This window comes from Enterobacter sp. SES19, assembly GCF_011765665.1.
Lineage (GTDB): Bacteria > Pseudomonadota > Gammaproteobacteria > Enterobacterales > Enterobacteriaceae > Enterobacter > Enterobacter pseudoroggenkampii.
The window spans coordinates 1,694,081-1,719,309 of sequence record NZ_CP050320.1 but is presented as its reverse complement, the minus strand read 5'-3'; the positions used below and the strand labels follow the sequence as shown (position 1 = coordinate 1,719,309).

General features: G+C 58.6%; 27 protein-coding genes and 1 riboswitch. Of the genes, 9 read left to right on the top strand and 18 right to left on the bottom strand.

Features of this window, described 5'->3' with window-relative positions:
- Nucleotides 1-3: 3 nt before the first annotated feature.
- From GXP72_RS08075 to GXP72_RS08005, 15 genes are read right to left on the bottom strand one after another with little or no spacing between them, the layout of a single operon-like run.
- Nucleotides 4-681, bottom strand: a complete 678-nt coding sequence (locus GXP72_RS08075) for an energy-coupling factor ABC transporter transmembrane protein (protein WP_024908227.1) — start codon at nt 679-681, stop codon at nt 4-6.
- Entirely contained in the window at nt 668-949 is a 282-nt protein-coding gene (locus GXP72_RS08070) for an energy-coupling factor ABC transporter substrate-binding protein (protein ID WP_047040056.1), read from the bottom strand. Before GXP72_RS08070 ends, GXP72_RS08075 begins: the two co-directional genes overlap by 14 nt.
- Before the next feature lies 1 nt (nt 950).
- Nucleotides 951-1,688, bottom strand: a complete 738-nt coding sequence (gene cbiM / locus GXP72_RS08065) for a cobalt ECF transporter S component CbiM (RefSeq protein ID WP_024908225.1) — start codon at nt 1,686-1,688, stop codon at nt 951-953.
- The gene (locus tag GXP72_RS08060; protein ID WP_024908224.1) at nt 1,685-2,398 is read right to left on the bottom strand and encodes a cobalt-factor II C(20)-methyltransferase; all 714 of its coding nucleotides are present in this window, start codon (nt 2,396-2,398) and stop codon (nt 1,685-1,687) included. The genes cbiM and GXP72_RS08060 overlap by 4 nt, the downstream gene beginning before the upstream one ends.
- Nucleotides 2,395-3,189: a sirohydrochlorin cobaltochelatase gene (locus tag GXP72_RS08055; RefSeq protein ID WP_032649053.1), complete on the bottom strand. Its 795-nt coding sequence runs from the start codon at nt 3,187-3,189 to the stop codon at nt 2,395-2,397. Before GXP72_RS08055 ends, GXP72_RS08060 begins: the two co-directional genes overlap by 4 nt.
- A gap of 10 nt (nt 3,190-3,199) precedes the next feature.
- Entirely contained in the window at nt 3,200-3,985 is a 786-nt protein-coding gene (locus GXP72_RS08050) for a cobalt-precorrin-6A reductase (protein WP_024908222.1), read from the bottom strand.
- Nucleotides 3,982-4,707 (bottom strand): precorrin-3B C(17)-methyltransferase, encoded by a 726-nt coding sequence (locus GXP72_RS08045; RefSeq protein WP_024908221.1) that lies wholly within the window; start codon nt 4,705-4,707, stop codon nt 3,982-3,984. The genes GXP72_RS08050 and GXP72_RS08045 overlap by 4 nt, the downstream gene beginning before the upstream one ends.
- Nucleotides 4,707-5,762 (bottom strand): cobalt-precorrin 5A hydrolase, encoded by a 1,056-nt coding sequence (cbiG, locus tag GXP72_RS08040; RefSeq protein ID WP_208763721.1) that lies wholly within the window; start codon nt 5,760-5,762, stop codon nt 4,707-4,709. Before cbiG ends, GXP72_RS08045 begins: the two co-directional genes overlap by 1 nt.
- Entirely contained in the window at nt 5,743-6,516 is a 774-nt protein-coding gene (locus GXP72_RS08035) for a cobalt-precorrin-4 methyltransferase (protein ID WP_208763720.1), read from the bottom strand. Before GXP72_RS08035 ends, cbiG begins: the two co-directional genes overlap by 20 nt.
- Nucleotides 6,509-7,078, bottom strand: coding sequence for a decarboxylating cobalt-precorrin-6B (C(15))-methyltransferase (locus tag GXP72_RS08030; RefSeq protein WP_208763719.1), 570 nt, complete (start codon nt 7,076-7,078; stop codon nt 6,509-6,511). Before GXP72_RS08030 ends, GXP72_RS08035 begins: the two co-directional genes overlap by 8 nt.
- Entirely contained in the window at nt 7,068-7,673 is a 606-nt protein-coding gene (locus GXP72_RS08025) for a cobalt-precorrin-7 (C(5))-methyltransferase (protein ID WP_208763718.1), read from the bottom strand. The genes GXP72_RS08030 and GXP72_RS08025 overlap by 11 nt, the downstream gene beginning before the upstream one ends.
- A complete protein-coding gene (cbiD, locus tag GXP72_RS08020; protein WP_208763717.1) occupies nt 7,667-8,806 on the bottom strand; it encodes a cobalt-precorrin-5B (C(1))-methyltransferase CbiD in 1,140 nt (379 codons plus the stop codon). The genes GXP72_RS08025 and cbiD overlap by 7 nt, the downstream gene beginning before the upstream one ends.
- On the bottom strand, nt 8,803-9,435 hold the full coding sequence (locus GXP72_RS08015; RefSeq protein WP_208763716.1) for a cobalt-precorrin-8 methylmutase: 633 nt from the start codon (nt 9,433-9,435) through the stop codon (nt 8,803-8,805). The genes cbiD and GXP72_RS08015 overlap by 4 nt, the downstream gene beginning before the upstream one ends.
- A 12-nt stretch (nt 9,436-9,447) precedes the next feature.
- Entirely contained in the window at nt 9,448-10,407 is a 960-nt protein-coding gene (gene cbiB, locus GXP72_RS08010) for an adenosylcobinamide-phosphate synthase CbiB (RefSeq protein WP_208763715.1), read from the bottom strand.
- Complete coding sequence (locus tag GXP72_RS08005; RefSeq protein ID WP_208763714.1) at nt 10,404-11,783, bottom strand: cobyrinate a,c-diamide synthase; 1,380 nt, start codon at nt 11,781-11,783, stop codon at nt 10,404-10,406. Before GXP72_RS08005 ends, cbiB begins: the two co-directional genes overlap by 4 nt.
- A 99-nt stretch (nt 11,784-11,882) precedes the next feature.
- Nucleotides 11,883-12,059: riboswitch (cobalamin riboswitch) on the bottom strand.
- 453 nt (nt 12,060-12,512) lie between these two features.
- Here GXP72_RS08005 and GXP72_RS08000 point away from each other — a divergent pair.
- Entirely contained in the window at nt 12,513-13,379 is an 867-nt protein-coding gene (locus GXP72_RS08000) for an L-threonine kinase (protein ID WP_208763713.1), read from the top strand.
- On the opposite strand, the gene GXP72_RS07995 is transcribed toward GXP72_RS08000, so the two are convergent.
- From GXP72_RS07995 to cobA, 3 genes are read right to left on the bottom strand one after another with little or no spacing between them, the layout of a single operon-like run.
- Nucleotides 13,371-14,018 (bottom strand): bifunctional precorrin-2 dehydrogenase/sirohydrochlorin ferrochelatase, encoded by a 648-nt coding sequence (locus tag GXP72_RS07995; RefSeq protein ID WP_208763712.1) that lies wholly within the window; start codon nt 14,016-14,018, stop codon nt 13,371-13,373. The two genes, GXP72_RS08000 and GXP72_RS07995, sit on opposite strands and share 9 nt — an antisense overlap.
- A 4-nt stretch (nt 14,019-14,022) precedes the next feature.
- Nucleotides 14,023-15,093 (bottom strand): threonine-phosphate decarboxylase CobD, encoded by a 1,071-nt coding sequence (gene cobD / locus GXP72_RS07990; protein ID WP_208763711.1) that lies wholly within the window; start codon nt 15,091-15,093, stop codon nt 14,023-14,025.
- Between the two features lie 38 nt (nt 15,094-15,131).
- A complete protein-coding gene (gene cobA / locus GXP72_RS07985; protein ID WP_024907731.1) occupies nt 15,132-15,902 on the bottom strand; it encodes a uroporphyrinogen-III C-methyltransferase in 771 nt (256 codons plus the stop codon).
- Between the two features lie 518 nt (nt 15,903-16,420).
- On the opposite strand from cobA, the gene glmS reads away from it, so the two are divergent.
- From glmS to glsA, 8 genes are all read left to right on the top strand, one after another.
- A complete protein-coding gene (glmS, locus tag GXP72_RS07980; protein WP_024907732.1) occupies nt 16,421-16,870 on the top strand; it encodes a methylaspartate mutase subunit S in 450 nt (149 codons plus the stop codon).
- Nucleotides 16,870-18,258, top strand: a complete 1,389-nt coding sequence (gene glmL, locus GXP72_RS07975; RefSeq protein ID WP_208763710.1) for a methylaspartate mutase accessory protein GlmL — start codon at nt 16,870-16,872, stop codon at nt 18,256-18,258. The genes glmS and glmL overlap by 1 nt, the downstream gene beginning before the upstream one ends.
- A gap of 18 nt (nt 18,259-18,276) precedes the next feature.
- Complete coding sequence (locus GXP72_RS07970; RefSeq protein WP_024907734.1) at nt 18,277-19,722, top strand: methylaspartate mutase subunit E; 1,446 nt, start codon at nt 18,277-18,279, stop codon at nt 19,720-19,722.
- Nucleotides 19,722-20,963, top strand: coding sequence for a methylaspartate ammonia-lyase (locus GXP72_RS07965; protein ID WP_024907735.1), 1,242 nt, complete (start codon nt 19,722-19,724; stop codon nt 20,961-20,963). Before GXP72_RS07970 ends, GXP72_RS07965 begins: the two co-directional genes overlap by 1 nt.
- Before the next feature lie 3 nt (nt 20,964-20,966).
- Nucleotides 20,967-22,337, top strand: coding sequence for an acyclic terpene utilization AtuA family protein (locus GXP72_RS07960; RefSeq protein ID WP_048989929.1), 1,371 nt, complete (start codon nt 20,967-20,969; stop codon nt 22,335-22,337).
- Nucleotides 22,334-22,651, top strand: a complete 318-nt coding sequence (locus GXP72_RS07955) for a DUF4387 domain-containing protein (protein WP_024907737.1) — start codon at nt 22,334-22,336, stop codon at nt 22,649-22,651. The genes GXP72_RS07960 and GXP72_RS07955 overlap by 4 nt, the downstream gene beginning before the upstream one ends.
- A gap of 165 nt (nt 22,652-22,816) precedes the next feature.
- A complete protein-coding gene (locus GXP72_RS07950) occupies nt 22,817-24,109 on the top strand; it encodes a dicarboxylate/amino acid:cation symporter (RefSeq protein WP_090417473.1) in 1,293 nt (430 codons plus the stop codon).
- 54 nt (nt 24,110-24,163) lie between these two features.
- Nucleotides 24,164-25,165, top strand: a complete 1,002-nt coding sequence (glsA, locus tag GXP72_RS07945) for a glutaminase A (protein WP_061715612.1) — start codon at nt 24,164-24,166, stop codon at nt 25,163-25,165.
- Nucleotides 25,166-25,229: the final 64 nt, after the last annotated feature.

The following is a 25,229-nucleotide window of genomic DNA, read 5'->3' as shown; positions in this document are numbered from 1 at the left end:
TCCTTACAGGGGAAAATCACCCTGGTAGAGTTTAATATCCAGCGTGGTCGCCATCTGCTGATAGCGAATCAGCACCCGGGTAAACAGCAAACCAACCAGCATCGCCAGCGAGCGATAGCCTTTTGGCAGGCTACGATAGCCAAAACGCAGCGTCTGCGCGCGGTGAATTGCCAGCGCTTCGTCTAACAGAATAAAAATAAAGCGCCAGGTCAGCAGGATCTGCTCGGTAAGCAGGCGCGGCACGCGCGCCCGCTTAAGCAGCACAATCAGCTGCGGAAACGGCAGGTTCAGCACCAGCCAGAAGGTCGCCGCCAGCGCGGCAAGGCTGCGCCAGAAGGTTTCATTGGCGGCAGTCAGCCCGGACGCGGTTATCCCCAGCCAGTAGTGCCCCACCGGGACGCCTGCCGCCAGCGTGTTCGGGTCACGGGTGACGCTAAAGAGGATCGTCAGCACGCCGACCAGCAGAAAGCCAAACGGCAGCGCCATCCAGCGGCACCAGCGCCAGAAGGTCATCCGCAGCAGCCAGCAGGTCAGTCCCGCCGTCAACGCCAGGACGATCCCCTGCCCCAGCGGCGGCAGCGCAAACGCCAGCGTCATCAGTGCCAGCCAGAGCAGAAACTTGCGTTCCGGCGCCACGTGAGCCCAGCGGCTCTGATAGCTTAGCCTGTCAAGCCCGGTCATCACGGCGCTGTCTGCCTTTGGTGTAGCCCAAAATATAGAAAATCACCGCTGCGCCAATGGAGCCCTGGAGCGTAAACAGCAGGCTTTCAATTTCGCCGCTGGCGGGTTCATAGAGCGGCGTGAACCACGGCGTGTAATGCGGCGCCACAACCTGAATTTGATTTTCGGCTTCACCATCCGAGCCGCCAAACTCCCCCCCGTGATCGATAAAAAATGGTAGTACGATCAGAGCAACCACCATCGCCAACAGCATCAGCGTCTTTTTCATCTCAGTGTCCTTGTGCGGTAATCAGCTGACGTTTGGTCAACTGGTCATAAATCATGACGGTTAACAGTCCCTCCGCGATGGCGATGGGGATCTGCGTCAGGCAGAAAATGCCCATGAATTTCACAATCGACCCCGTTGCACCTGTCGCCGGGTCCGGGAACGCCGCGCCAAGCTGGACTGAGGTGACAAAATAGGTCACCAGATCCGCCAGCATCGCGCACAAAAATACCCCGACATCACGACGGAGCCCGGCACGGCAGGCCATTTTCCACACCATGTACCCGACAACCGGCCCAATCACCGCCATCGACATGCCGTTCGCGCCAAGCGTGGTTAACCCGCCGTGCGCCAGCAGCAGCGCCTGAAACAGCAGCACGATGGCGCCGAGAATGGCGACGACGCCCGGCCCGAACAGAATCACGGCGAGCCCCACGCCGGTCGGATGCGAGCAACTGCCGGTCACCGAGGGGATCTTCAGCGCCGACAGCACGAAAATAAACGCCCCGCACAGCGCCAGCAGGACTTTCTGGTGGCTATCCTCCTGCACGATACGGCGCAGGCGCACCAGTCCATACCACAGACACGGTAAGAAGATCAGCCACCACGCCAGCGCCCACATGGGCGGTAAAAAGCCTTCCATGATGTGCATCGCGAACGCCTGCTCCGGCACCACCATCAGCAATAGCGCCGCCGCCAGGCCACTTAATGACAGCTGTTTAAGCTGTTGTTCGAGTTTCATTGCGCATACTCCCACTGTTTGTTGACCAGAATGGTCGAGAAATAGGGTAACGGCTGGTCGTCAGCAACCTCATCCAGATGCCGCCAGCACTGCTCGCCGGGGAGCGTGGCCTCTGACATCATCAGCGCGCAGTTCAGCAGCCCGGCCTGCGTCAGCAGCGCTTTGATGCGTGCAAACCGGCCATAGACCTTCATCAGCACCAGGCTGTCGTGCTGCTGCAGCGCCTGCGCAATCTCCGCTTCCGGCGCGGTGCATGCGATCACCGCCAGCGACTGCTGTTCCATCGCCAGCGGCGTTTTGGACCGCGCGGCAATCGCGGCAAACGACGTCACGCCGGGCACAATTTCCAGCCAGTCCGGGCTGCCGATGCGCTGAAGTAAGAACACCCAGGTACTGAACAGCATGGCGTCGCCCAGGGTGATAAAGCCAACCTGTTTTCCGTCGTTCACCTCCGTTACTAACGCGTCGGCCACCGCATCCCACACCGCCTCCTTTTCAGCGCTGTCGGCGCTCATGGGAAAGTGGCAGCAGCGGATTTCAGTCTGCTCACCGACATATTCACGAACGATAGAAAGCGCCAGACTGTCGCCCCCTTTTCGTCCCGCCGGGGCGTAGAGAATATCCAGCGAACCGAGGATCCGTGAGGCGCGCACGGTGATAAGGTCCGACGCGCCCGGCCCGGTACTGAGGGCGTACAGTTTGCCGCTCATGCTGCCTCCTCCATCGCCACGCTCAGCGCCTGCTGTAAATGGGCGACGAACATCGCGCGCACCGCCGGGTTTTCGCCCAGCCCGCTTAGCCACGGCGTTGCCGGGATCCCGGCAGCGTTAAACAGCGTCTTCCAGGAGTCCTCGTCATCAGAGGCCATATCGTTAATGGCGTGATCGCCCGCCACCAGCATCAGCGGCATCAGATGCACGGCGGTGACCCCTTGTTTACAGAGGCTCTCAATCAGGATGTCGACTTCCGGATAGCTCTCCACCGCGCCGACGCGGGCCGGGAAGCCCTGGGCCATCATCATGTGGTCGAGACAGGCATAGGCCGCAAAGGCGTGATGGCTGGCGCCGTGGCCCATAAATACCACTTTTTCCGTGGCCCCAAGCGTCGGCATCTGCTGTTGTAAGGCGCACATTAGCTGCGCGTAATCGTCGTGGCTGCTCAACAGCGGTACCCCCAGCGTCAGGCGGGTAAAGAGCGGGCGCAGGCTCTGCACTTCACGGACGATTTTCTCGTACTCATCGCCGTTGATGATGTGCAGGGACTGGATCGCCACGTCCTGATATCCCTGAGCCGCAAGCTTTTTCAGCGCCTGCAGCGGCGTATCGATCTCAATGCCGTCACGCTGTTTGAGCTTGCGAATGATCATCCCGGAGGTGAATGCCCGAAACAGCTCGCGGTCAGGGCAGCTTTCCGCCAGCGCACGCTCGCAGGCCACAATGTTTTTCTCGCAGGTATCGTGGTAGCTGGTACCAAAGCTGACCACCAGAAGCGCCTTTTTCATCTCTAACTCCTTAAGCAGCGGCCAGCCAGCGGGCTAAGCGCCCGGCGAATGCGGCCTGACTTTCCAGTAACTCTTCTCCCGTCACCAGCGGCGCCGGGCGTGTAATCACGATGCAGGGGATGCCCGCATCCAGACAGGGTTGAACCTTTTCCCGATAGCCGCCTTCCGCACCGGACGCTTTGGTTATCATCACGTCAGCCCGGCACTGGCGATAAAACGCCGCGTTAAACTCAGCGCTGAATGGCCCGCACATCGCGAAGATCTCGGTAACGCCAAAGCCAAGCCCGGCGCATTGCTCAAGGACCTCGGGCACCGGCAGCACCCGGGCCAGCAGCGTTTTCTCCGGCAGCCCGGCGCGCCAGCGCGCCAGATCTTTACTGCCGGTGGTCAACAGCACGCGTTCGCCCAGCCGCCGCGCGATGTCGCAGGCCTCTTCTATGCCCGGCACGCTGTAGAGCAGCGGATGCGTCAGCTCGCTGAGCTGTTCGGGGCGCTGATAGCGGCTAAGCAACACGCCCACCGTTTCACAGGCCGCCAGGATGTTGCGGCTGACCACCTCAGCGTAGGGATGCGATGCGTCAATCACCCAGCGGGTCCTGTTTTGCGCAAGCCAGTCAACCATCTGCTGCGGCTCCAGGCGGCCACAGCGCACCCGGCCATTAATGTCGCCCGCCAGCCGCTGCCCGGTGGCCGTCGCCACCGACAGGGTGTAGGCCACGCCGGCCGCATCCAGCTGCTGGCAGATCGCGCGGGCATCGCTGGTGCCGCCCATGACCAGCACGTCGCCATAGTTCACAGCACATAGCCCCGGGGTGTGATCATCAGCCCCTCCTGAACGTAAGTGGCCTTATTTCCGACGATCACCAGGCTTGTCATATCGACCGGCTCAAAGTCCATGTCGCCCAGCGTGGTCAGCCACTTCTCCTGCTTTTTGCGCCCGGCAGACTTCACTACCCCTACCGGCGTTTGCGGGCTTTTGCTGGCGGACAGCAGCTCAAACGCCCGTGCCAGATGGCCCTCGCGCCCCCGGCTGCGCGGGTTATAGAAACAGATGACGAAGTCCGCTTCTCCCGCAGCAACAATGCGTTTTTCAATGACCGGCCACGGCGTCAGCAGATCGCTTAAGCTGATGTGGCAAAAATCGTGCATCAGCGGCGCGCCAAGCAGAGACGCGGCGGCGATACTGGCCGTCATCCCGGGGATCAGGCGAACCTCAACGTCCAGCTTCTGTTTGCTGACCAGTTCCAGCACCAGCCCCGCCATGCCATAAATACCGGCGTCGCCGCTGCTGATAAGCGCGACGTTATGCCCGGCCTGCGCCAGCTCGATCGCCGCCTGACAGCGTTCAATCTCTTTGCACATCCCGGTTTTGATCACCTGTTTGTCGCCGGTGAAGGCCTTCACCAGATGGGTATAGGTTTTGTAGCCAACGATGATTTCTGCCGCCTGCAGCGCGTCTACGGCTTCCATGGTCATCATGGCCTGCGAGCCCGGGCCGATTCCAATTACGGTTAACATCAGTGTGAAACTCCCAAAGTGATAGTGACGCCCTGTTCGCGCAGGGTTTCTCCTCGTAGTTGCCCATGGCTCAGCAGCCACGCTGCCGGTCCCGAGACGCTCCCCACCCCAACCGTCTGGCGTACAAACGGTGAAGCCGGAAAGCGGTGTTCGTGCTCACGCAGCGCGTCAGCGGTAAAGGTTTCAAACGGCACACCCCAGCAGGCGGCAAGCTGAAGCAGGCCCGCTTCGTCTTTTTTAAGGGAGACGCTGCCAATCGCTTTCAGCGCCAGCGGGTCGAACTGCTGCGCCGCAAGCTGGCGCATCAACAGGGTCGCCAGCAGCGGATACGGCGTGTCGCGTCGACAGCCGATGCCCGCCACGACCCGCTGGGGAACCAGCGTCCAGTGCGGTAACGGCAGTTCCGGCAGCGTGTTGCGCAGCGTAATACACACCAGCGCATCCAGTTCCGGGAGGTGCTGCAGGTCGCTCACGGTGATAAACCCTCGCCGATCGCACTGACTGACGTCGTCGTCGAGTTCCGCATCCCACCACAGCCCTACCCGCTGATGGCTCACCAGCATCTGGTTGACGATTTTCACCGTCGTTCGGAAATCGCGCATTCGGGCATTCAGCTGGAAGGCAAGGGTATCCAGCGCGGCCATCTCGTTGACGTCCGTGGCGGTGGTAATCACCGGGTCCGCCCCCAGCATTTCCGCCAGATAGCGGGTCAGCGCATTCGCCCCGCCAGCATGGCCGGAAAGCAGGCTAATCACGTGCTGCCCACGCTCGTCGATCACCACCACCGCCGGGTCGCTCAGTTTGTCGTGGATGAGGGGTGCCAAAACGCGCACCGCAATGCCGGTGGCGCCGATAAAAATCAGCGCCGGATAGCGCGTGAACGCCTCGCGCACCGCCGGGGCAAAGCCGCCGTCGAAGGAGATAAAGCCCTCTTCCCGCAGGCCCTCGCTGGTAAAGCAGGTGACCGGCAGCATTGCCGCCAGACGCTTCGCCAGCCGCACGCCGCCCGGCGTCAGGCAAAACAGCGCGACGTGCTCAGGCTTTACGGTATTCATGGCTAAAATCCGCGGCATAGAGTTTTGAGTAGTGATACTCCTCGCCCAGGAACTTCCCAACCAGAATGAGCGCCGTTTTGCGGATCCCCGCCTCGCGTACTTTGTCGGCGATATCCGCCAGCGTGCCGCGGACGGTGTGGCTTTCCGGCCAGGTCGCTTTATAAATGACGGCAACGGGCGTGGTGGCCGGATAACCGCCTTCAATCAGGCGTTCCGCCACCCGGTGAATACGCTGGACCGAAAGATAAATCGCCATGGAGGTCTGATGGCTGGCAAATGACTCCAGCTGTTCACGCGCCGGCACCGGTGTACGCCCTTCGAGGCGGGTAATAATCAGGCTCTGCGAGACTTCAGGCACGGTGTATTCCACCCCAAGCTCCGCCGCAGCGCCGAGGAAAGCACTAACGCCGGGCACCACCTGCCAGGCAATGCCGCGTTTGGTCAGCTCTTCGCCCTGCTCGCGAACGGAGCCGTAGAGCGAGACATCGCCGGTCTGTAAACGTACCACCGTTTTTCCGGCCTTCACGCCCGCCGCCATCAGGTCGATTATCTGTTCTAAATGGAGTTCCGCGCTGTCGTGGCATTCGGCTCCCTGCGGGCAATACGCCAGCAGCTCGGTATTGATCAGCGAACCGGCATAGATAACCACCTGCGCCTGCTGCAGCAGCCGGTAGCCCTTGAGCGTGATGAGCTCACGGTCACCAGGACCGGCACCGACAAACCACACGCAACGGGAATCAAACGTCTCAGACATGGTGTTCTTCCTTCTGACAGGCGATAACAAAAACGGGATTATTCGGTTTGAAAAAGTGACCGCTGCCGAGCGGGGTCAGCGCGGAGACCTGCATTTGCAGGCAATCAATGTTCTGGACGCCGATCTGCTGCAGATGGGCCAGCGCAGTAGTGAGGTTTTCCTGCAGGATAAACGTCATCACCAGACGTCCGCCGGGATGTAGCTGGCACAGGGACCAGTCGATAAGCGAGGTCAGATGGCCACCGCTGCCGCCCATAAAGACCGCATCGGCCTTATCCGCCACCGGTAAGGGCGCAACGCCCGGCAAAATCGCGATATTGCGACAGGCAAAATGCTGGCGATTTTCCGCAAGCAGCTGCAGAGCCGCAGGGTTACGCTCTATGGCCGTCACGTGCAGCGAGGGAAACAGCAGCGCCGCCTCTATCGACACGCTCCCGGTTCCCGCACCGACGTCAATCAGGTGGTTGGCGCGATGCAGCTCGAGCTTCGTGAGGGCCAGCGCGCGTACCGCCTCTTTGGTCATCGGCACCGTTTCGCCGCGCAGAAACAGTTCATCTTTCATCGAGGATCACCACCGCATTCATCTCATAGTCGGCACTGACCTCACTGACGGGCAGCCAGTGGATCCGTTCATTTTCCATCGCCAGGTTTTCACCAATCACCATCCAGCGATGGCCCTTCCCGCGCGCCACCAGCTGCGCGGCAATCTCTTTCGGCCCGCACTGGCTATCGGTGACCATCGCCACTTTGCGATGCCGTGCCAGCTCGTCAACGTTCACGTTGCGGCCATGGCTGCTGGTGAGCCACATCTCATTCATATCAATGCCCGCCTGCGCGCACAGGTACTGCACCGCGCTGATACCGGGAATAATGCGCACGCGCGCCATACCGAAATGCGCCACCATCCGCGATCCGATGCCGTAAAAGAGCGGATCGCCGGAGGCCACAATCACCACCTTTTTCTCCTGACGCGCCTCAACCCAGGCCAGCAGCGCCGGAATGTTGGCCCCCAGGACAAACGTCTCGCCGCAAAACGCCGGGAACTGCAGCAGATGGCGTTTTCCGCCGACCAGCGCATCGGCGCGATCGATAGCTTCACGCGCGGCGGGCGTCATCAGGCGCAATCCCGCAGGCCCCATTCCCACGACCGTTAACATTGCAGCGCCCGGGCAATCGCCTCGACCGGGCGGTTGCTGCCCAGCACCTGGTTATCAAAGGAAAACAGAATGGCGTCACAGGTCGGCGGATTTTTGGTAAAGCGCAGCATCTGCATTACGCGCAGGCAGATCCGTTCGGCGAGATGGCTGTAAAGCGCCTGAAAACCCCAGGTGTCGATGTGTTCCATCGCCGCTTCGGTGGTATCGCACTCGCTGACGACGGTGAGTAATTCCAGCGGCGCACCGAGCAGCGCCAGATGCGCCACCAGCGTTTCCATGCGCGCATCGGCGATATGGCTGTGGGTGTGGAATATCCCGGCGGCAATTTTGATGAGCTTGCCGGGATGGCCGACCAGCACTATCTGGCGAAACCCCAGCCGCACCGCCTCTTCGATCATGTAGCCGACAAAGTTGCTCATGGTGACCACGACATCTTTATCGATACCCATCTGCTCGCGCACAAAGCGCTCGCCATGATTGCCCGGCACCAGCACGACCCGCTCCAGCCCGGCCGCGCGTTTAATCTCCAGCTCCAGAGAAAGCGAGCGTTTCCAGCTCTCCTCTGACATCGGCGTGACAATGCCGGTGGTGCCGATGATCGAAATACCGCCCAGGATCCCGAGGCGTGAGTTGTAGGTTTTCTGCGCCCGCTCTTCGCCTTCAGGGGCGAAGATTTCCACGTCGGCCCCGCGCGTCGGGCCAATCGCCTCGCGCACGGCGGACTCAATGGTGTGACGCGGCGTGCGGTTGATCGCCGCGCTGCCGATGGGCAGGCCGATGCCTTTGCGCGTCACGGTCCCCACGCCCTCGCCGCCCGCCAGCGTAATCTCGCCGCTGTCGTTGAGCGTCACACGGGCGAAAATCAGCATGCCGTGGGTGGCGTCAACGTCATCACCGCCGTCTTTGCGGATGGCCGCAATCGCCTGCTGCCCTTCAATGTGCGGCGATTCCACGTTCAGACACAGCGTGACGCCGGAGGGTGTCACAATGGAGACCTGATGAATGAGGTGCTGGCGCAGCACCATCAGTGCGGCGACTTTCGCTGCCGCGGTCGCGCAGGAGCCGGTGGTGTAGCCTTTACGTAATGCCTTCCCGTTATGCCATACCGGGGCATCGAAGGTGGAATCGCTCATCGCGCCCCCTGCAGGTAATAGAGCATGGCGTTCACAATCGCCGCCGCCACATTGCTGCCGCCTTTGCGCCCGAGTGCCGCAATCGCGGGCAGATGGCTGTGCGTCAGCGCCTCTTTCGATTCCGCCGCCCCCACAAACCCCACCGGGACGCCCACCACGCCGCTGACGGCAACATCATGCTCAAGCAGGCGAAACAGCGCCGTGGGCGCATTGCCAAAGACAAAGATCTTCTCGCTCTCTTCCGTCACGGCGATATCCACGGCCGCCATCGAGCGGGTGATTCCCTGGGCCTTTGCCTGCGCCACCACCCTCGGGTCGCTGATATAGCAGCGACATTCGCCCCCGAACGTGGCCAGCAGCGTTTTGTTGATCCCGGAGAGCGCCATCGTGGTATCGGTATAGATAACGGACGGGCGACGGAGCGCCGCGCAAAGCTGTTCCAGCGCGTCATCTGAAAACCAGAGAATATCCAGCCAGTCGAAATCTGCGGTGGTATGGATCACCCGCTTGACGATCGCCTCATGCAGCGGGCTGGCGAACCGGTACTCCGGCCGCGTTTCGCGAACGATCTCGCCAATGATGTCGAAACTTTTGGCTTCAATCGCCTGGGGTTGCTGGATGTATTGCATTGTCTTTTGTCCTCAGGCCGCGCCAGCCATCAGCCAGCGTGCTGCGATAAACAGCGCCAGCGCCAGGGTGGAGGAAACCCACATCAGTCGAATCGTTCGGGAAATGTCGTCTACCGCAATCGGGCGCAGCGCGTCGCCGATCCACGGCTTTTCCACGCGCTGGCCAAAATAGGTGTTGGGTCCGCCAAGCCGGATGCCCAGCGCACCGGCAACCGTCGCTTCAGCCCACGCGCAGTTGGGGCTGCTGTGGTTGTAGCGGTCGCGCCAGCCGACGCGCAGCGCGCGGGAGGGATCCTCGCGGCATAGCCACGCCGCAACGCTCAGCAAGAGCCAGCTCAGGCGCGCGGGGATAGCGTTCGCCACGTCATCCATACGGGCGCTGACCATGCCGATCGCGCGGTATTTTTCATGCTTGTAGCCCACCATTGAATCGAGGGTATTCACCGCCTTATAGGCCATCGCCAGCGGCGCGCCGCCCAGCAGGAGGAAGAACAGCGGGGCGATAACGCCGTCGACCGTGTTCTCCGCGACGGTCTCCACCACCGCCCGGTTGATCTGTTCCGGCTGAAGCTGAGAGGTATCGCGCCCCACTATCCAGGAGAGCTTTTCGCGGCTTTCATCAAGGTCGCCTGCCCGCAGCGGGCGTTCAACGTCCCGCGCGGCGTTTGCCAGACTGCGCCCGGCCAGCACGGTAAATATCATCCACACCTCAATCGCCCAGCCCAGCCAGGGATGCACCCACCGTCCGAACGCCAGCACGCCCCAGGCTATGCCCCAGGTCAGCCCCACGACGGCCAGCCACATGACGCCGCCGCCAATGCGTAACGCCGCGTCGCTATGGCAGCAGCGGCGAACACCCCGCTGCACCGCATTGATCAGGTTGCCTATCCAGCGCACCGGATGCGGCCAGCGTTGCGGGTCGCCGATGATGACATCGAGCAGCCACGCGACGCACCATGCCATCAGGGTCATAGCGCCCCCCTCGCCGCCGTCAGCCAGCGGCTGAGCATCGTGGGGCGTTGGGCAAAGTGGAGGTGCAGGTAGCTTGCGAACGTGTTGCCAACCTGCCAGCCACCCGCCCATTCCTGCATCGTCACGCCATCACGCACTTTGCGGCACGCCAGTACCGCAGGGGTTTGGGGGGAGAAGTCGGAATAGTGAAACTCATGCCCACGCAGCACCTCCCCGCTATCGGCCAGCAGCGTGGGCTGGCGCGCCTGCGCCTCACAATAGCCAAAACGGGTCAGCCGTTTACCCATCCTGCTGTGGCCGGGGATAATATTGGCCATCCGGTGGGTGACCCCCTCGCTATCTTCCAGCGTGCTGCCGAGGTACATCAGCCCACCGCACTCGGCGTAGATCGCCACCCCGCGCCGATGCGCCTCCCGCAGGCTGGCGAGCATCGCGGTGTTTTCCGCAAGCCGTGCCGCATGCAGCTCCGGGTAACCGCCCCCGAGCCAGACCATCTGGCAGTCAGGTAAGCGGCTATCGCGCAGCGGGCTAAAGCGGATAATGTCGACCCCGGAACGTTCAAGCAGCGTGATGTTATCCGGGTAATAGAAGTTGAAGGCCTCGTCATCGGCCATTGCGAGCGTTAACCCGCGCCCGGCGTCCCCGTCAGGGCGCGCGGGCCAGGCGCCCTGCGGCAGCGACGCCATCTGGCTGAGCGCGAGAAGTTGTTCGATATCCAGCGTACGTTCGAGAATGGCGGCAAAATTTTGCCAGGTCTGCGGGTCCGCGGCCGACTCCCGGGCGGTGACCAACCCAAGATGGCGCTCGGGCAAACCGACGCCCTCAACGTGCGGCACATAACCCAGGACGGGTAGCGTGCAGTAGTGCTCAATGGCCGTTTTGAGCAGCTGATAATGTGATTCGCTGTTGACGCGATTGACAATCACCCCGGCAATATTGAGGGTAGGATCGAACCGCTGAAAGCCCATTACGGTCGCGGCAATCGACGTAGATACCGCCTTGCCGTCCACCAGCAGAACCACCGGACAGCCCAGCTGTTTTGCCATCGCGGCGGTGCTGCAATAGTTCGGATCGGTGCCGTAGCCGTCATACAGCCCCATCACGCCTTCAATGACCGCGATATTCGCCTGCTGCATATGCTCGCAAAACAGCGCGTTGAGTATTGGCTCAGGAAGCATGAAGCTGTCGAGGTTGCGGGAGGAGGTGCCGCTGACTTTGGTATGCCAGCCGGTATCAAGATAGTCAGGGCCCACTTTATACGGCTGGACGCGTAATCCACGCTGTTTTAACAGACTCAGCAGGCCAAGCGTCACCGTGGTTTTACCACAACCGCTTCCGGTACCTGCCAGAACAAACGCGTACTGCTTTGCCGCCATGACCCCGATCCTGTCCAGGGTGGTTGGGAGGTATAGATACACGTCGTCCCAGTCTTTCGACTGTATGATGCATCAGTACAACCCACTTCCCACCGAAGTTGTTGAACGTTCCCGACAGGCAGGTCTTCTGGCTTAGCGTCCTCCTCGCCCGTCCTTCCCAATCTCGCGATCAGTGGTCATTACGGGGTCGTCAGCATCACAGCAGCGGGGGCTGCGGGGGATTGTCACCCCCTTCCCTGCCACAAATGTGGCAAAACCTGTCGGCTTACATTATGAGAAAGAGTTCGTTCTCAAAACAGCAATGCTATTTACGGCGTTTCAATTCACCTTAGGCAATTACTTAACCGCAAATGAAAACCATGCTGAGTAAAACGTGGCGCCAGAATAATTGACGCCTTTCTCAATTACTCAACGTTTTATCACAAAAAATAAAAAGCAAAGATAATCACGCTTAAAATCTCAATATTTATTGTTCTATGACAAGTTATTGCACTACTTGATATTTTTTCATTTTATCGTGATCAAAATTCATCAGGATATTAAATCCCGGCAAAAACATAATATTGCTGTTCAACGTAAGTCAGTGTGATTTCATTGATGCATTACGCGTTCAGCAGGATCGCAAAATAATATGGAGACTATCCAGGTCGGAATTTGCGGTATATCAAGGTAAGAGGAATATCCTCATGACACTATGCTCCAGAAATTTCTGACCAGTAAGGTGGAAACGTGGCTGTTGCGCAATGCCCCGCGTCGTGCGGTGAGCTTATCCAGGGCTGGATTTTGGACAGTGAGAAGCTGGTCTCCTGCCCTGTCGAATGGTACAGCACCGTTGAGGTGAGCCACGGCTCACCCGTGGCGGATGAACGCCCGCTGTCGCGCGCGATGGTCGAGCGATTGTTGCAGCACTGGCACTATCCGGCGCAGCTAAGCCAGGATATCCGCATTGACGTGCACTCGACCATCCCGGTTGCCAAAGGGATGGCCAGCAGCACCGCGGATATTGCCGCCACCGCCGTCGCCACCGCCCACCATCTGGGGCGTCAGCTCGACGAAAGCACGCTGGCAACGCTTTGTGTTTCGCTCGAACCCACCGACAGCACCGTGTTTCGCCAGTTGACCCTTTTCGACCATAACGACGCTTCCACGCAGATCGCCTGCAACGCCCAGCCCGCTCTCGACCTGCTCGTTCTGGAAAGTCCGCAAACGCTGCGTACGGCAGATTACCACCGCATCCCGCGTCAGGCGGGGCTACTGGCCGGTGCGCCAGCGCTGAAACGCGCGTGGGAAAAAGTCCAGGAGTCCTGCATAACGCAAAACCCTTATCGGATGGGCGAAGCGGCCACCCTCAGCGCCATCGCCAGCCAGACGCTGTTGCCTAAACCGGATTTTGACGCACTGCTCTCACTGGTGGAGGAGTGCGGTATTTACGGGGTGAACGTGGCACACAGCGGCAGCGTCGTGGGTCTGATGCTGGACAGAAATAAAGATGATGTCGATTATGTGAAATGGCTGCTGGTAAAAAAACAGCTCACCCGCCACTGGCCTGAACAACACCTGCTGCGGATGGTAAAAGGCGGCGTGACATTACTCTGACAGCAGCCTGTGCTGAATGAGCCACTCGACCTGCTGCCTGACCTCTTGCTCGTGCTCCTGCGCTAAAGCCTGCTGCAGCGGAGCATGCCGGAAGAACGCGGCCCAAAATGCACGCTTGCGCTCCCGGTCACCGCATGCGCGATTAATCCGTTCACGAAGCGTCCCCGCCAGCCGCACGCTTTCCCGCATGCCCGGAGGAAGGTGAGCGGCGACATGCGCTTTGAGGATCTTGCTGTAGACCGGCGCGTTGCCCCCGCAGCTCAGCGCAATAATGACCGGCGAATGGTCGATAATGGCCGGTGAGATAAAGGTGGCAGCCGAAGGGTCGTCCGCGACATTGCAAAAGATACGCTCCGCGCTGGCGGCCGCGGCGACCTGACGGTTCACCTGCGGATCGCTGGTCGCGGCAATGACCAGCCAGCACGATTGCAGATACTGCGGCGAAAACGTCGCCGGAAACCACTCGATGTCACCGCTCGCGTTCAGGCTGGCGAGTTCCGGCATCAGGGTGGGCGCAACCAGATGCAGCACAGCCCCGGCCGCCAGCAGCCCCTTCGCCTTATGCGTTGCCACCTGCCCGCCACCGACGATCAGGCAGCGTTTCCCCTTCAGGTTGCAAAAAATCGGGAAATAGTCCATCGCCCTAGCCTTGTAAAACGTGAGTCAGCGCGTCAATAAACCGGCGGTTCTCCGCCTCGGTACGCACGGCAATCCGGTAGTAGTCGCGATCGAGCCCTGGATAGTTTTCGCAGTGGCGGATAAGGATGTGATGGCCGAGCAGCGCCGCCTTCAGGTCGAAACCCGGACGCAGACAGCGGAAGAAAATAAAGTTGGCCTGCGGATTCCAGACCGCCAGCGATGAAAAGCGCGCCATCGCCTGCCACAGGAAATCCCGCTCCCGGGCGATAAAGGCGTGGCTGCGAGCAATATAGTCCTCATCCGACAGCAAATGTTGCCCCACAAGCGCCGAGAAGGCATTCACGGACCAGGGCTCACGGGTGCGTTTCAGCTGGCGAATGGTTTGCGTATTGCCGCTCAGCAGATACCCAAGGCGCAGCCCGGGAATAGCAAAAAACTTGGTCAGGGATCGCAGCAGGTAAAGATAGCGTGACTCCGCCAGCCGCGGCGCCAGCGTGGAGCCCTGCGGCAGAAAATCGATGAACGCCTCATCCACAATCAGCGCAATCTGCAGCGATTCGCACAGCGAGGCCAGCCGGTCGAGAAGACCGGCATCAGGCATGAGTCCGGTAGGGTTGTTTGGCGTCGCGATGAACAGGCAATCGGGCCTGTGCGCACGAACGGCGTCCAGTATGGAAACATCCACCTGGAACCCGTCCTGCTCACTCAGCGCATAGTCAATTATCTCGCAACCCTGCTGCTGTAATGCCCGGCGATATTCGGCGAAGCCCGGTACCAGCAGCATCGCCCGGCGAGGGGCAAGCGTTCGCACCAGGCCATAGATCAGCTCCGTTTCGCCATTCCCGGCAATCGTCTGGTCATAGTCACACTGGCTGGCGCTGGCCAGCGCCTGATGAAGATGGCGGTATTCAACGTCCGGGTACTGCATGATGATATCCAGATGGGACACAATGAGCGACCTGACGCGATCGGGCAGCCCTAACGGATTGATGTTCGCGCTAAAGTCCACCAGCAGCTCGGGATCGATCCCCAACTGCAGCCCCGTTTCCAGAACGTTACCACCATGCTCACTCATTCGTTTCACTCGTCCATTTCGAAAATGTCAGGATAACATCAGACAACAACCTGATTCAGCGCGATATGTGATGCGGTAAACGCCAGTATCTCCTGCAGGCTGACCACCTCACCGATGACGATAAGCGCCGGAGCATGCAGTTTTTGACGTTCAACCTCGAGGTGAATATCGGTCAGCGTGCCTTTGGCGATCTGCTGACGAGACTGGCTGGCATACATCACCACCGCTACCGGCGTTTCAGCGGACATGCCTCCCTCGATGAGCTGCTGGCAGATTTCCGTCAGCCGCGTCATTCCCATCAGAACGATCAGCGTTCCGTTGATTTGCGCCAGGGCATGCCAGTTTTGCGGGTCGTTCCCCTGGCACATATGACCGGTCACAATATGAAAGCTGGAGGCGTAATGACGGTGCGTGACCGGGATCCCGGCATAGGCCAGTCCGCCAATCGCGGAACTGATCCCCGGCACAATTTCGAACGTCAGGCCGTCTTTCGCCAGCTGCTCGGCCTCTTCGCCCCCGCGACCAAAAACGTAGGGGTCCCCGCCTTTCAGGCGCACCACCTGGCGCCCTTCCCCGGCATGCTTGACCAGCAGGGCATTGATTTGTTCCTGAGGCACCGGATGATGGCTTGGGGTTTTACCGACATCAATAATCAGACAGCCTGCCGGAGCCTGAGCCAGAAGTTCAGGGTTTACCAGGCGATCGTGAACAATCACCTCCGCATGGCGGATACAGTGCAAACCTTTTACCGTAATCAAAGACGCATCGCCAGGCCCTGCCCCTACAAGCCAAACCTTCCCTTTACTCATCGTTATATCCTCAGATTAAATATTTAAAGACGCAAGAAAGCGGGTAATTAAAATTAGTGCTGAATTATACATCCCCTCCATACGTCAAAAATTTGATGTATTTATCACTCTTTCTTAATTTTACGAATGGCGTTTATGACCAATATCAATAAAACAGTGAATACCGCCTTCCCTCTGCCATTACGACATTATTGCTTTGGTCATCATGCTTAAAAAAACATATAAATCGCCTTCAGCAATAAAACAGGCGCGCGATCACAAATATTACGATGGTTTTGTCAGCGACGTTTACAGATAAATATCAACCCTAAAATAAAGTACGTACAAGCAATTGATACAAAACACTTTTCAATGCAACATCATTACCATCATCATTTTTGGAAGGATTTTTTGAAAATAGATCAATTGCATCCCTTTCGTCTTCAAAACACACTCCAACACCATTAACAGACCCAATGTACATTAACCGTTTTTAATACCCATTTTATTTTCACTATCAGCCCTACAGAGGATTACCCATGAAGAAATCAACACTTGTTATTGGCGTCATTGGTGCTGACTGCCATGCGGTAGGCAATAAAGTTCTGGATCGTGTTTTTACTTCCCATGATTTTCACGTCATCAATCTTGGTGTGATGGTGAGCCAGGATGAATATATTGATGCGGCCATCGAAACGGGTGCTGATGCTATTGTCGTTTCATCCATCTACGGCCATGGCGACATCGACTGCCTGGGGCTGCGCGAGCGCTGCATCGAACGCGGTATCGGCGACATTCTGCTTTTTGTTGGCGGTAACCTGGTCGTGGGTAAGCACGATTTCGCCGATGTCGAAGCCAAATTCAAAGAGATGGGTTTCAACCGCGTGTTCGCTCCGAGCCACGACCTGGAAGACGTCTGTCAGCTGATGGCGAACGATATACAGCAGCGTCAGCGCGTTGAAGAGCTCTGTCTTGAAGAGGGCTTCTGATGCAAATCGTCTCAGTCGACATTGGCTCGACGTGGACCAAAGCCGCGCTCTTCACGCCGGAGGGTGATGCGTTAACGTTGGTCAACCACGTTCTGACCCCGACGACGACCCACCATCTGGCGGAGGGTTTCTTTACCAGCCTGAACCAGGTGCTAAACGTTGCCGATGCGCGACCGTTGCTGAACAGCGGGGACGTTACGCTGAAATACTCGTCGTCGGCAAAAGGCGGGCTCGCCGTTGCCGCAATGGGTCTGGTGCCGTCAATAACACTGGAATCAGCCAAAGTCACCGCCCATTCAGCGGGTGCCAAAATCGCCCAGTATTACTCGTACAAACTGAACCGTCACGATATCCAGGCGCTGGAGGACTCCCCGCCGGACATTCTGCTGTTCACGGGCGGTACGGACGGCGGCGAAGAGAGCTACGGACTGGCCAATGCCCGCGCGCTGGCAGCGTCAACGCTGGACTGCGCCATTATTTACGCCGGAAATCGCGATATTCAGGACGACGTGCAGGCCATTCTTGGCCACAAAGATCTGATCGTGGTCGACAACGTTTTGCCTGACCTCGATCACCCGAATCCGTATGCCGCCCGCAAGGCTATCTGCGATGTCTTTCTCTCCCGCATCGTGAAGGGGAAAGGGCTGGACGTTATCGTCGGGGAAACCGGCGAAGAGCCGATGCCTACGCCGTGGACCGTCTACGAGCTGGTGAAAGCGATCAGTGATGTCGACAGCGCGTGGAAAGAATTCATGCTGATCGACATGGGCGGAGCCACCACCGACGTCTATTCCGCCAGCGCTAACATGCTCTCCCCGGATACCGTCCTGCACGGCGTGCCTGAGCCGTTTGTGAAACGCACCGTAGAGGGCGACCTCGGCATGCGCGTCTCGGCGGTGGTGGTTGGCGAGAGTACGCAGGAACTGGTGAACGCGGTGTTCGCCCACCAGCCTCAGCGCAGGGAAGCGTTCTATGGCTATCTGCGCCATCTGGTCGCGCATCCGGACTACCTCCCTGCTACCGAAGAAGAAAAGCATTTCGACACGCTGCTGGCCGGGCTGTGCGTGGGGTACGCCAGCGAGCGCCATGCCGGCACCAAAAAACAGGTCTGTACCTGCGTAGGCAACGTCGATTTACAGATGGGGCGCGATCTGACCACCGTGCGCAAAGTGGTGGGTTCCGGGGGATGGCTCTCCCGCGCCAGCCAGTTCGATATTCACCGCTGGCTGAAGTACCGCGAGCTGGACGACAGCAGCAGACGCGTTCTTTTACCCGGGCAGTTTGACTATTACCGCGATGCAAAAGGTCTGCTTCCTCTGCTGGCGAACGTCGCCAGGCTGGACCCGCAGGCGGCGGCTCGCACCAGTATTCAATGTTTAACCCTATAAAACCTAAGGCAGCAACGAATGGAACTTCGAAATAAAAAGCTAACCCATGACGAATTCATGACTGAGCGGCAACAGGTCTTGCAGACCTGGCAAACCGGCAAGGACGTTGAGAACTTCGAAGATGGCGTGAAGTACCAGCAAACCATTCCTGAGCAAAAACGCTTTTCTCACGCCCTACTGAAGGCGGACCAGGAAGGTAAAACCCTGAGCCAGCCGCGCGCAGGCGTAGCGCTGATGGATGAACATATCGCCCTGCTCAAAACGCTGCAGGAAGATTGCGATTTGCTGCCCAGCACCATCGATGCCTACACCCGTCTGAATCGCTATGAAGAGGCGGCGGTAGGGATCCAAAAATCCATCGAAGCGGGCACCTCCAAACTTAACGGCTTACCGGTCGTCAACCACGGCGTCGCCGCCTGCCGCCGCATGACTGAAGCGCTGGAGAAACCGATTCAGGTACGTCACGGCACGCCGGATGCGCGCCTGCTGGCGGAGATCGCGATGGCCAGCGGCTTTACCAGCTATGAAGGCGGCGGTATCTCCTACAACATTCCGTACGCCAAGCGCGTCACTCTGGAAAAATCTATCCGCGACTGGCAGTACTGCGACCGCCTGATGGGCCTGTACGAGGAGAACGGCATTCGCATTAACCGTGAACCGTTTGGCCCGCTGACCGGCACCCTGATCCCGCCGTTTGTATCCCACTCGGTGGCGATTATCGAAGGTCTGCTGGCGCTGGAACAGGGCGTGAAGTCAATTACCGTCGGCTACGGCCAGGTTGGTAGCCTGACGCAGGATATCGCCGCGATTCAGGCTCTGCGCGAGCTGTCCCACGAATATTTCCATAACCACGGCTTTGACGATTACGAGCTGAGTACCGTCTTCCACCAGTGGATGGGCGGCTTCCCGGAAGATGAGTCGAAAGCGTTTGCCATTATCTCCTGGGGCGCAGCGGTTGCCGGTATGTCCGGGGCGACCAAAGTGATCACCAAGAGCCCGCACGAGGCGTTCGGTATTCCGACCGCTGCCGCAAACGCCCAGGGGCTGAAAGCCTCGCGTCAGATGCTCAACATGGTCAGCGATCAGAAATTCCCGCCGTGCGCCGCCGTCGAGCAGGAAGTCGAGCTCATTAAGAGCGAAGTCCGCGCCGTGCTGAAGAAAGTCTTCGAACTGGGCAACGGCGATGTCGCACGCGGGACGGTGCTGGCGTTTGAAGCGGGCGTGCTGGACGTACCGTTCGCCCCTGCCTCCTGCAACGCAGGCAAAATTCTGCCGGTGCGTGATAACGCCGGTGCCATTCGCGTGCTGGAAGCCGGTGCGGTTCCGCTGCCGAAAGATATCCTCGCCCTGCATCACGATTACGTCGCCGAGCGCGCGCGTTTTGAAGGCCGTAAGCCCTCATTCCAGATGGTTGTTGATGACATCAACGCGGTATCCCACAGTAAATTAATAGGAAGACCATAATGAAAATTAAGCAGGCCCTTTTCACCGCAGGCTACTCCTCGTTCTATTTCGACGATCAGCAGGCCATCAAAAACGGCGCCGGTCATGACGGGTTTATCTATACCGGCAATCCGGTAACGCCTGGATTTACGTCCGTTCGTCAGGCGGGTGAATGCGTATCCGTACAGCTGATTCTGGAAAACGGCGCGGTGGCGGTGGGCGATTGTGCAGCGGTGCAATATTCAGGGGCAGGCGGTCGTGATCCGCTGTTCCTGGCTGAACACTTCATTCCGTTCCTCAACGATCACATCAAGCCGCTGCTGGAAGGCCGTGACGTTGACCGGTTCCTGACGAATGCCCGTTTCTTTGACGAACTGCGTATAGACGGCCATCTGCTGCATACCGCCGTACGCTATGGTCTGTCGCAGGCGCTGCTCGACGCGGCGGCACTGGCGACCGGCCGCCTGAAAACGGAAGTCGTGTGTGATGAATGGCAGCTGCCGTGCGTTCCGGAGGCCATTCCGTTATTTGGTCAGAGCGGCGACGACCGCTATATCGCCGTCGACAAGATGATCCTCAAAGGCGTTGACGTACTGCCACATGCGCTTATCAACAACGTGGAAGAGAAGCTGGGCCTGAAAGGGGAAAAACTGCGGGAGTATGTGCGCTGGTTATCCGACCGCATCCTGAGCCTGCGCACCAGCCCGCGCTATCGCCCGACGCTGCACATTGACGTGTACGGCACCATCGGTCTGATTTTCGATATGGATCCGGTACGTTGCGCCGCCTATATCGCCAGCCTCGAAAAAGAAGCCCAGGGCCTGCCGCTGTACATTGAAGGGCCGGTGGATGCGGGTAACAAGCCGGATCAGATCCGCCTGCTGACCGCCATCACCCACGAGCTGATGCGTCTGGGTTCCGGCGTGAAAATCGTTGCCGATGAGTGGTGTAACACCTATCAGGACATTGTGGACTTCACCGATGCGGGCAGTTGCCACATGGTGCAGATTAAAACCCCGGACCTGGGCGGTATTCACAACATCGTTGATGCGGTGCTGTATTGCAACAAGCACGGCATGGAAGCCTATCAGGGCGGTACCTGTAACGAAACGGAAATCAGCGCCCGCACCTGCGTGCACGTGGCCCTCGCCGCTCGCCCGATGCGCATGCTGATCAAACCGGGCATGGGCTTCGATGAAGGTCTTAACATCGTGTTTAACGAAATGAACCGCACCATCGCACTGTTGCAGACTAAGGATTAAAAGATGGCACGTACATTTAAGATCTTATCGCCAACGGCTATCCTGGGCTATGGCTTCCCGGAAGAGAGCTTTCGGAAGGCCATGGAAGCGTCGCCGGATCTTATTGCGGTCGACGCAGGCTCTTCCGACCCTGGCCCCCACTACCTGGGGGCAGGTAAGCCTTTCACCGACCGGGCGGGGGTAAAACGCGATCTACGCTATATGATCGTGGCTGGCGTTAAGCACAACATTCCGGTGGTGATCGGTACCGCCGGTGGGTCCGGTGCCGCGCCTCATCTGGAGTGGTGCCGCCAGATAATCCTTGAGATTGCTCAGGAAGAGAAACTCTCATTCTCCATGGCGCTGATCCCGTCGGATGTCGATAAAGCCACCGTGCATCAGGCGCTGGATGACGGGAAAATCACCGCCCTGGATTTCGTCCCGGAACTGACCCACGAGGCTATCGAAGAGAGCACCTATATCGTGGCGCAGATGGGTATCGAGCCTTTCCAGCGGGCGCTGGCGGCCGGGGCGCAGGTGGTGCTGGGCGGACGGGCGTACGATCCGGCCTGCTTTGCCGCGCTGCCCATCATGCAGGGCTTCGATGAAGGTCTGGCGCTGCACTGCGGTAAGATCCTCGAGTGCGCGGCGATTGCCGCTACGCCGGGGTCCGGCTCCGACTGCGCGATGGGCATCATTGACGATAACGGCTTTACGCTGAAAACGTTTAATCCGAAGCGTAAATTCACCGAAACGTCGGCGGCGGCGCACACCCTGTACGAGAAATCTGATCCGTACTTCCTGCCGGGGCCGGGCGGCGTTCTGAACCTGAAAGGGTGCAGCTTCAAAGCGGTCAACGAGGGCGAAGTGTACGTCAGCGGTTCCCGCCACGAAGAAACGCCGTACGCGCTGAAGCTGGAAGGCGCCCGCCGGGTCGGCTTCCGCTGTCTGACCATTGCCGGTACGCGCGACCCGATCATGATTGCCGGGATCGATAATATCCTCGAAGAAGTGCAGGTCAGCGTGAAGCGCAACCTCTCGCTGAATGACGACAGCATCCGCATGACGTTCCACCTGTACGGAAAGAATGGCGTGATGGGCAACCATGAGCCGATGCAGTCCGCCGGGCACGAACTGGGTATTTTGCTGGACGTAGTGGCCCCCACCCAGGATATCGCCAACAGCGTCTGTTCGCTGGTGCGCTCTACCCTGCTGCACTACGGCTATGAAAACCGGATCGCAACAGCGGGCAACCTCGCGTTCCCGTTCTCCCCTTCCGACATTCAGAGCGGCCCGGTGTATGAGTTCTCAATCTACCACCTGATCGAAGCGAGCGACGCGCTGCGTTTTGATTTCCACCTCGAGCAGGTCACGCCAGAAGGAGTTCAGTTATGAAACAGGGTATTTGCTCACTGGCGCAGGTCATTCGTTCTAAAAACGCCGGACCGTATGAGCTGGTTCTGGATATTTTATTTAAAACGCGTGAAGACTATCAGCGGGTAAAAGCCTCGGAGCAATTAACGCCGCAGCTTATTGCCCGTTTATATAACGTTAAGCCTGACTTTATTCATCGCATTATCTGGTTCGATCCGGCCAATGCGGTCAAAATCGTCATGCCTCGCGATATTATCTCCGGCAACGTCGGTGACAATGATGTCTATGGTGCCCAGCAGCATGCACCGTTATTAAGTATCGAGTTTGATCTGTAACACTACAAATACAACAACGTCCATTGGGATATAGATATTTGCTGTATCACTGTATTCCAGATAATTCATGCGGTTGGTCACAACAAACGTGCGTCTGAGCGGTTCATCAGGGCTCAGGCGCACGCGACCCTACACATTAACCAACCTTTATCCGATGGAGTAAACATGAAAAAAATAAGCTTAACGAAAATGATCATATTAGGTTTGATACTCGGCATGATTGCCGGGGTGGTCATTAATAATATGGCATCAGCAGATACAGCAAAAACGTACGCACAGGATATCTCTATTTTCACTACCATATTCTTACGCATGGTGAAAATGATTATCGCCCCGCTGGTCATTTCCACCCTGGTGGTCGGCATAGCCAAAATGGGTGATGCTAAAACGCTTGGCCGTATATTCTCCAAAACCTTTTTCCTCTTTATTTGCGCCTCGCTGCTGTCCATCGCCCTGGGGCTGGTTATCGTCAACATCTTCCAGCCTGGCGCAGGCATTAACTTTGTTCCCCATGACGCCGGGGCCGTTGCGGCCGTTCAGTCCGAGCCGTTCACGCTGAAAGTGTTTATCTCTCACGCGGTACCGACCAGCATCGTTGATGCGATGGCCCGCAACGAGATTCTGCAAATCGTGGTGTTCTCGATTTTCCTCGGCTGCAGCCTGGCAGCCATTGGTGAGAAAGCCGACCCCATCATTAAGGTGCTCGACTCTCTGGTGCATGTGATGCTGAAGCTGACGGGTTACGTCATGCTGTTTGCCCCGCTGACCGTATTTGCCGCGATCTCCGGACTGATTGCCGAACGCGGTCTGGGCGTGATGGTCAGCGCCGGTATTTTCATGGGTGAGTTCTACATGACGCTCGGCCTGCTGTGGGCGATTCTGATTGGCCTGTCCACGATGATTGTCGGTCCGTGCATCAGTCGTCTGACTAAAGCGATTCTCGAACCTGCGCTGCTGGCCTTTACGACCTCAAGTTCAGAAGCGGCTTTCCCGGGCACGCTGAACAAACTGGAAAAATTCGGCGTCTCCTCCAGGATTGCCAGCTTTGTCCTGCCCATCGGCTACTCCTTTAACCTGGTCGGCTCAATGGCCTACTGCTCGTTTGCGACCGTGTTTATCGCCCAGGCGTGCAACATCGAACTGAGCATTGGCGAGCAGATCACCATGCTGCTGATCCTGATGCTGACCTCTAAAGGTATGGCGGGCGTGCCGCGCGCATCGATGGTGGTTATTGCCGCCACGCTCAACCAGTTCAACATTCCGGAAGCGGGTCTGATTCTGCTGATGGGCGTCGATCCGTTCCTCGACATGGGCCGTTCCGCCACCAACGTGATGAGTAACGCAATGGGTGCCGCTATCGTCGGTCGCTGGGAAGGCGAGCACTTCGGCGCCGGCTGCCGCGGCAAGGTTCCGGCCAAAGAAAGCTCTGCTTCAGAAACTGAAATCGCCATGTATTGATTACAAAGGCCAACCGTGGTTGGCCTTTCGTCTTCCGATGTACAGGAAAGCCCCATGAAGATAAACATTTTCGGCGTCAGCCTCTTATCCGTCAGCCTGATGTTTAGCGCTGCCACGCTGGCGCAAACCGCGCCGGACTATACGCAGCTGCTTGAACAGGCTCACCAAAAATTCAAAGGTAATCATGAGGGGAAGGTCGCCGACTACATCCCTGCCCTGGCGACCTATAGCCCCGACAATTTCGCCATCACCCTCGCCACGGTCGACGGCAAGATTTACCAGGTTGGCGACGTGAAAAAAGCGTTTCCAATGGAGTCGCTGAGCAAGGTTTTCACCCTGGCGTTGGCGATGGAGCAGCGCGGTCCGCAGGAGGTGCTGGATAAACTCGGCGCCAGTGCGACCGGTCTGCCCTTCAACTCCGGTTTAGCCATTGAGCTGACGAAAGGTGCGCCGGAAAACCCGCTGGTGAATGCGGGGGCGATGAGCACGGTTAGCCTGATTGAGGCGAAAGATAAGACCGACCGCTGGAACACGATCCTCAATAACCTGAACGCGTGGGCCGATGCCTCGCTGACCGTCAACGAGCCGGTGTTCAAATCGGAAATGGAGACCAATCAGCATAACCAGGCGCTGGCGATGCTGATGGCCTCCTACAACAGCTTTTATGGCGATACCCGTGAAGCCGTCGAAATCTACACCCGCCAGTGTTCCGTAGACATCACCGTTGAGCAGCTCGCCAAAATGGGCGCGGTGCTGGCGAACAAGGGCAAATCGCCTTTCAACGGTAAGCAACTGCTGAATGAACGCTACGTGCCGCAGGTTCTGGCGGAAATGGCGATTGCCGGGCTGTACGACGGCAGCGGCAAATGGCTGTACACCGTTGGGATCCCGGCGAAGAGCGGCGTCGGCGGCGGCATGGTTGCCATCGTGCCCGGTCAATACGCCATCGCGGTCTACTCGCCACCGCTGGATGCCGCCGGGAATAGCGTCCGCGCCCAGCAGACGATTGCGTATGTTGCCGGGGCGACGCAGGCCAGCCTCTTTTTAGCCCATTGACTGTGATTTTGTCAGCCGGGCGCGGCAGCTGCGCCAGCGCCCGGCAAAAACAACCACAAAGTGA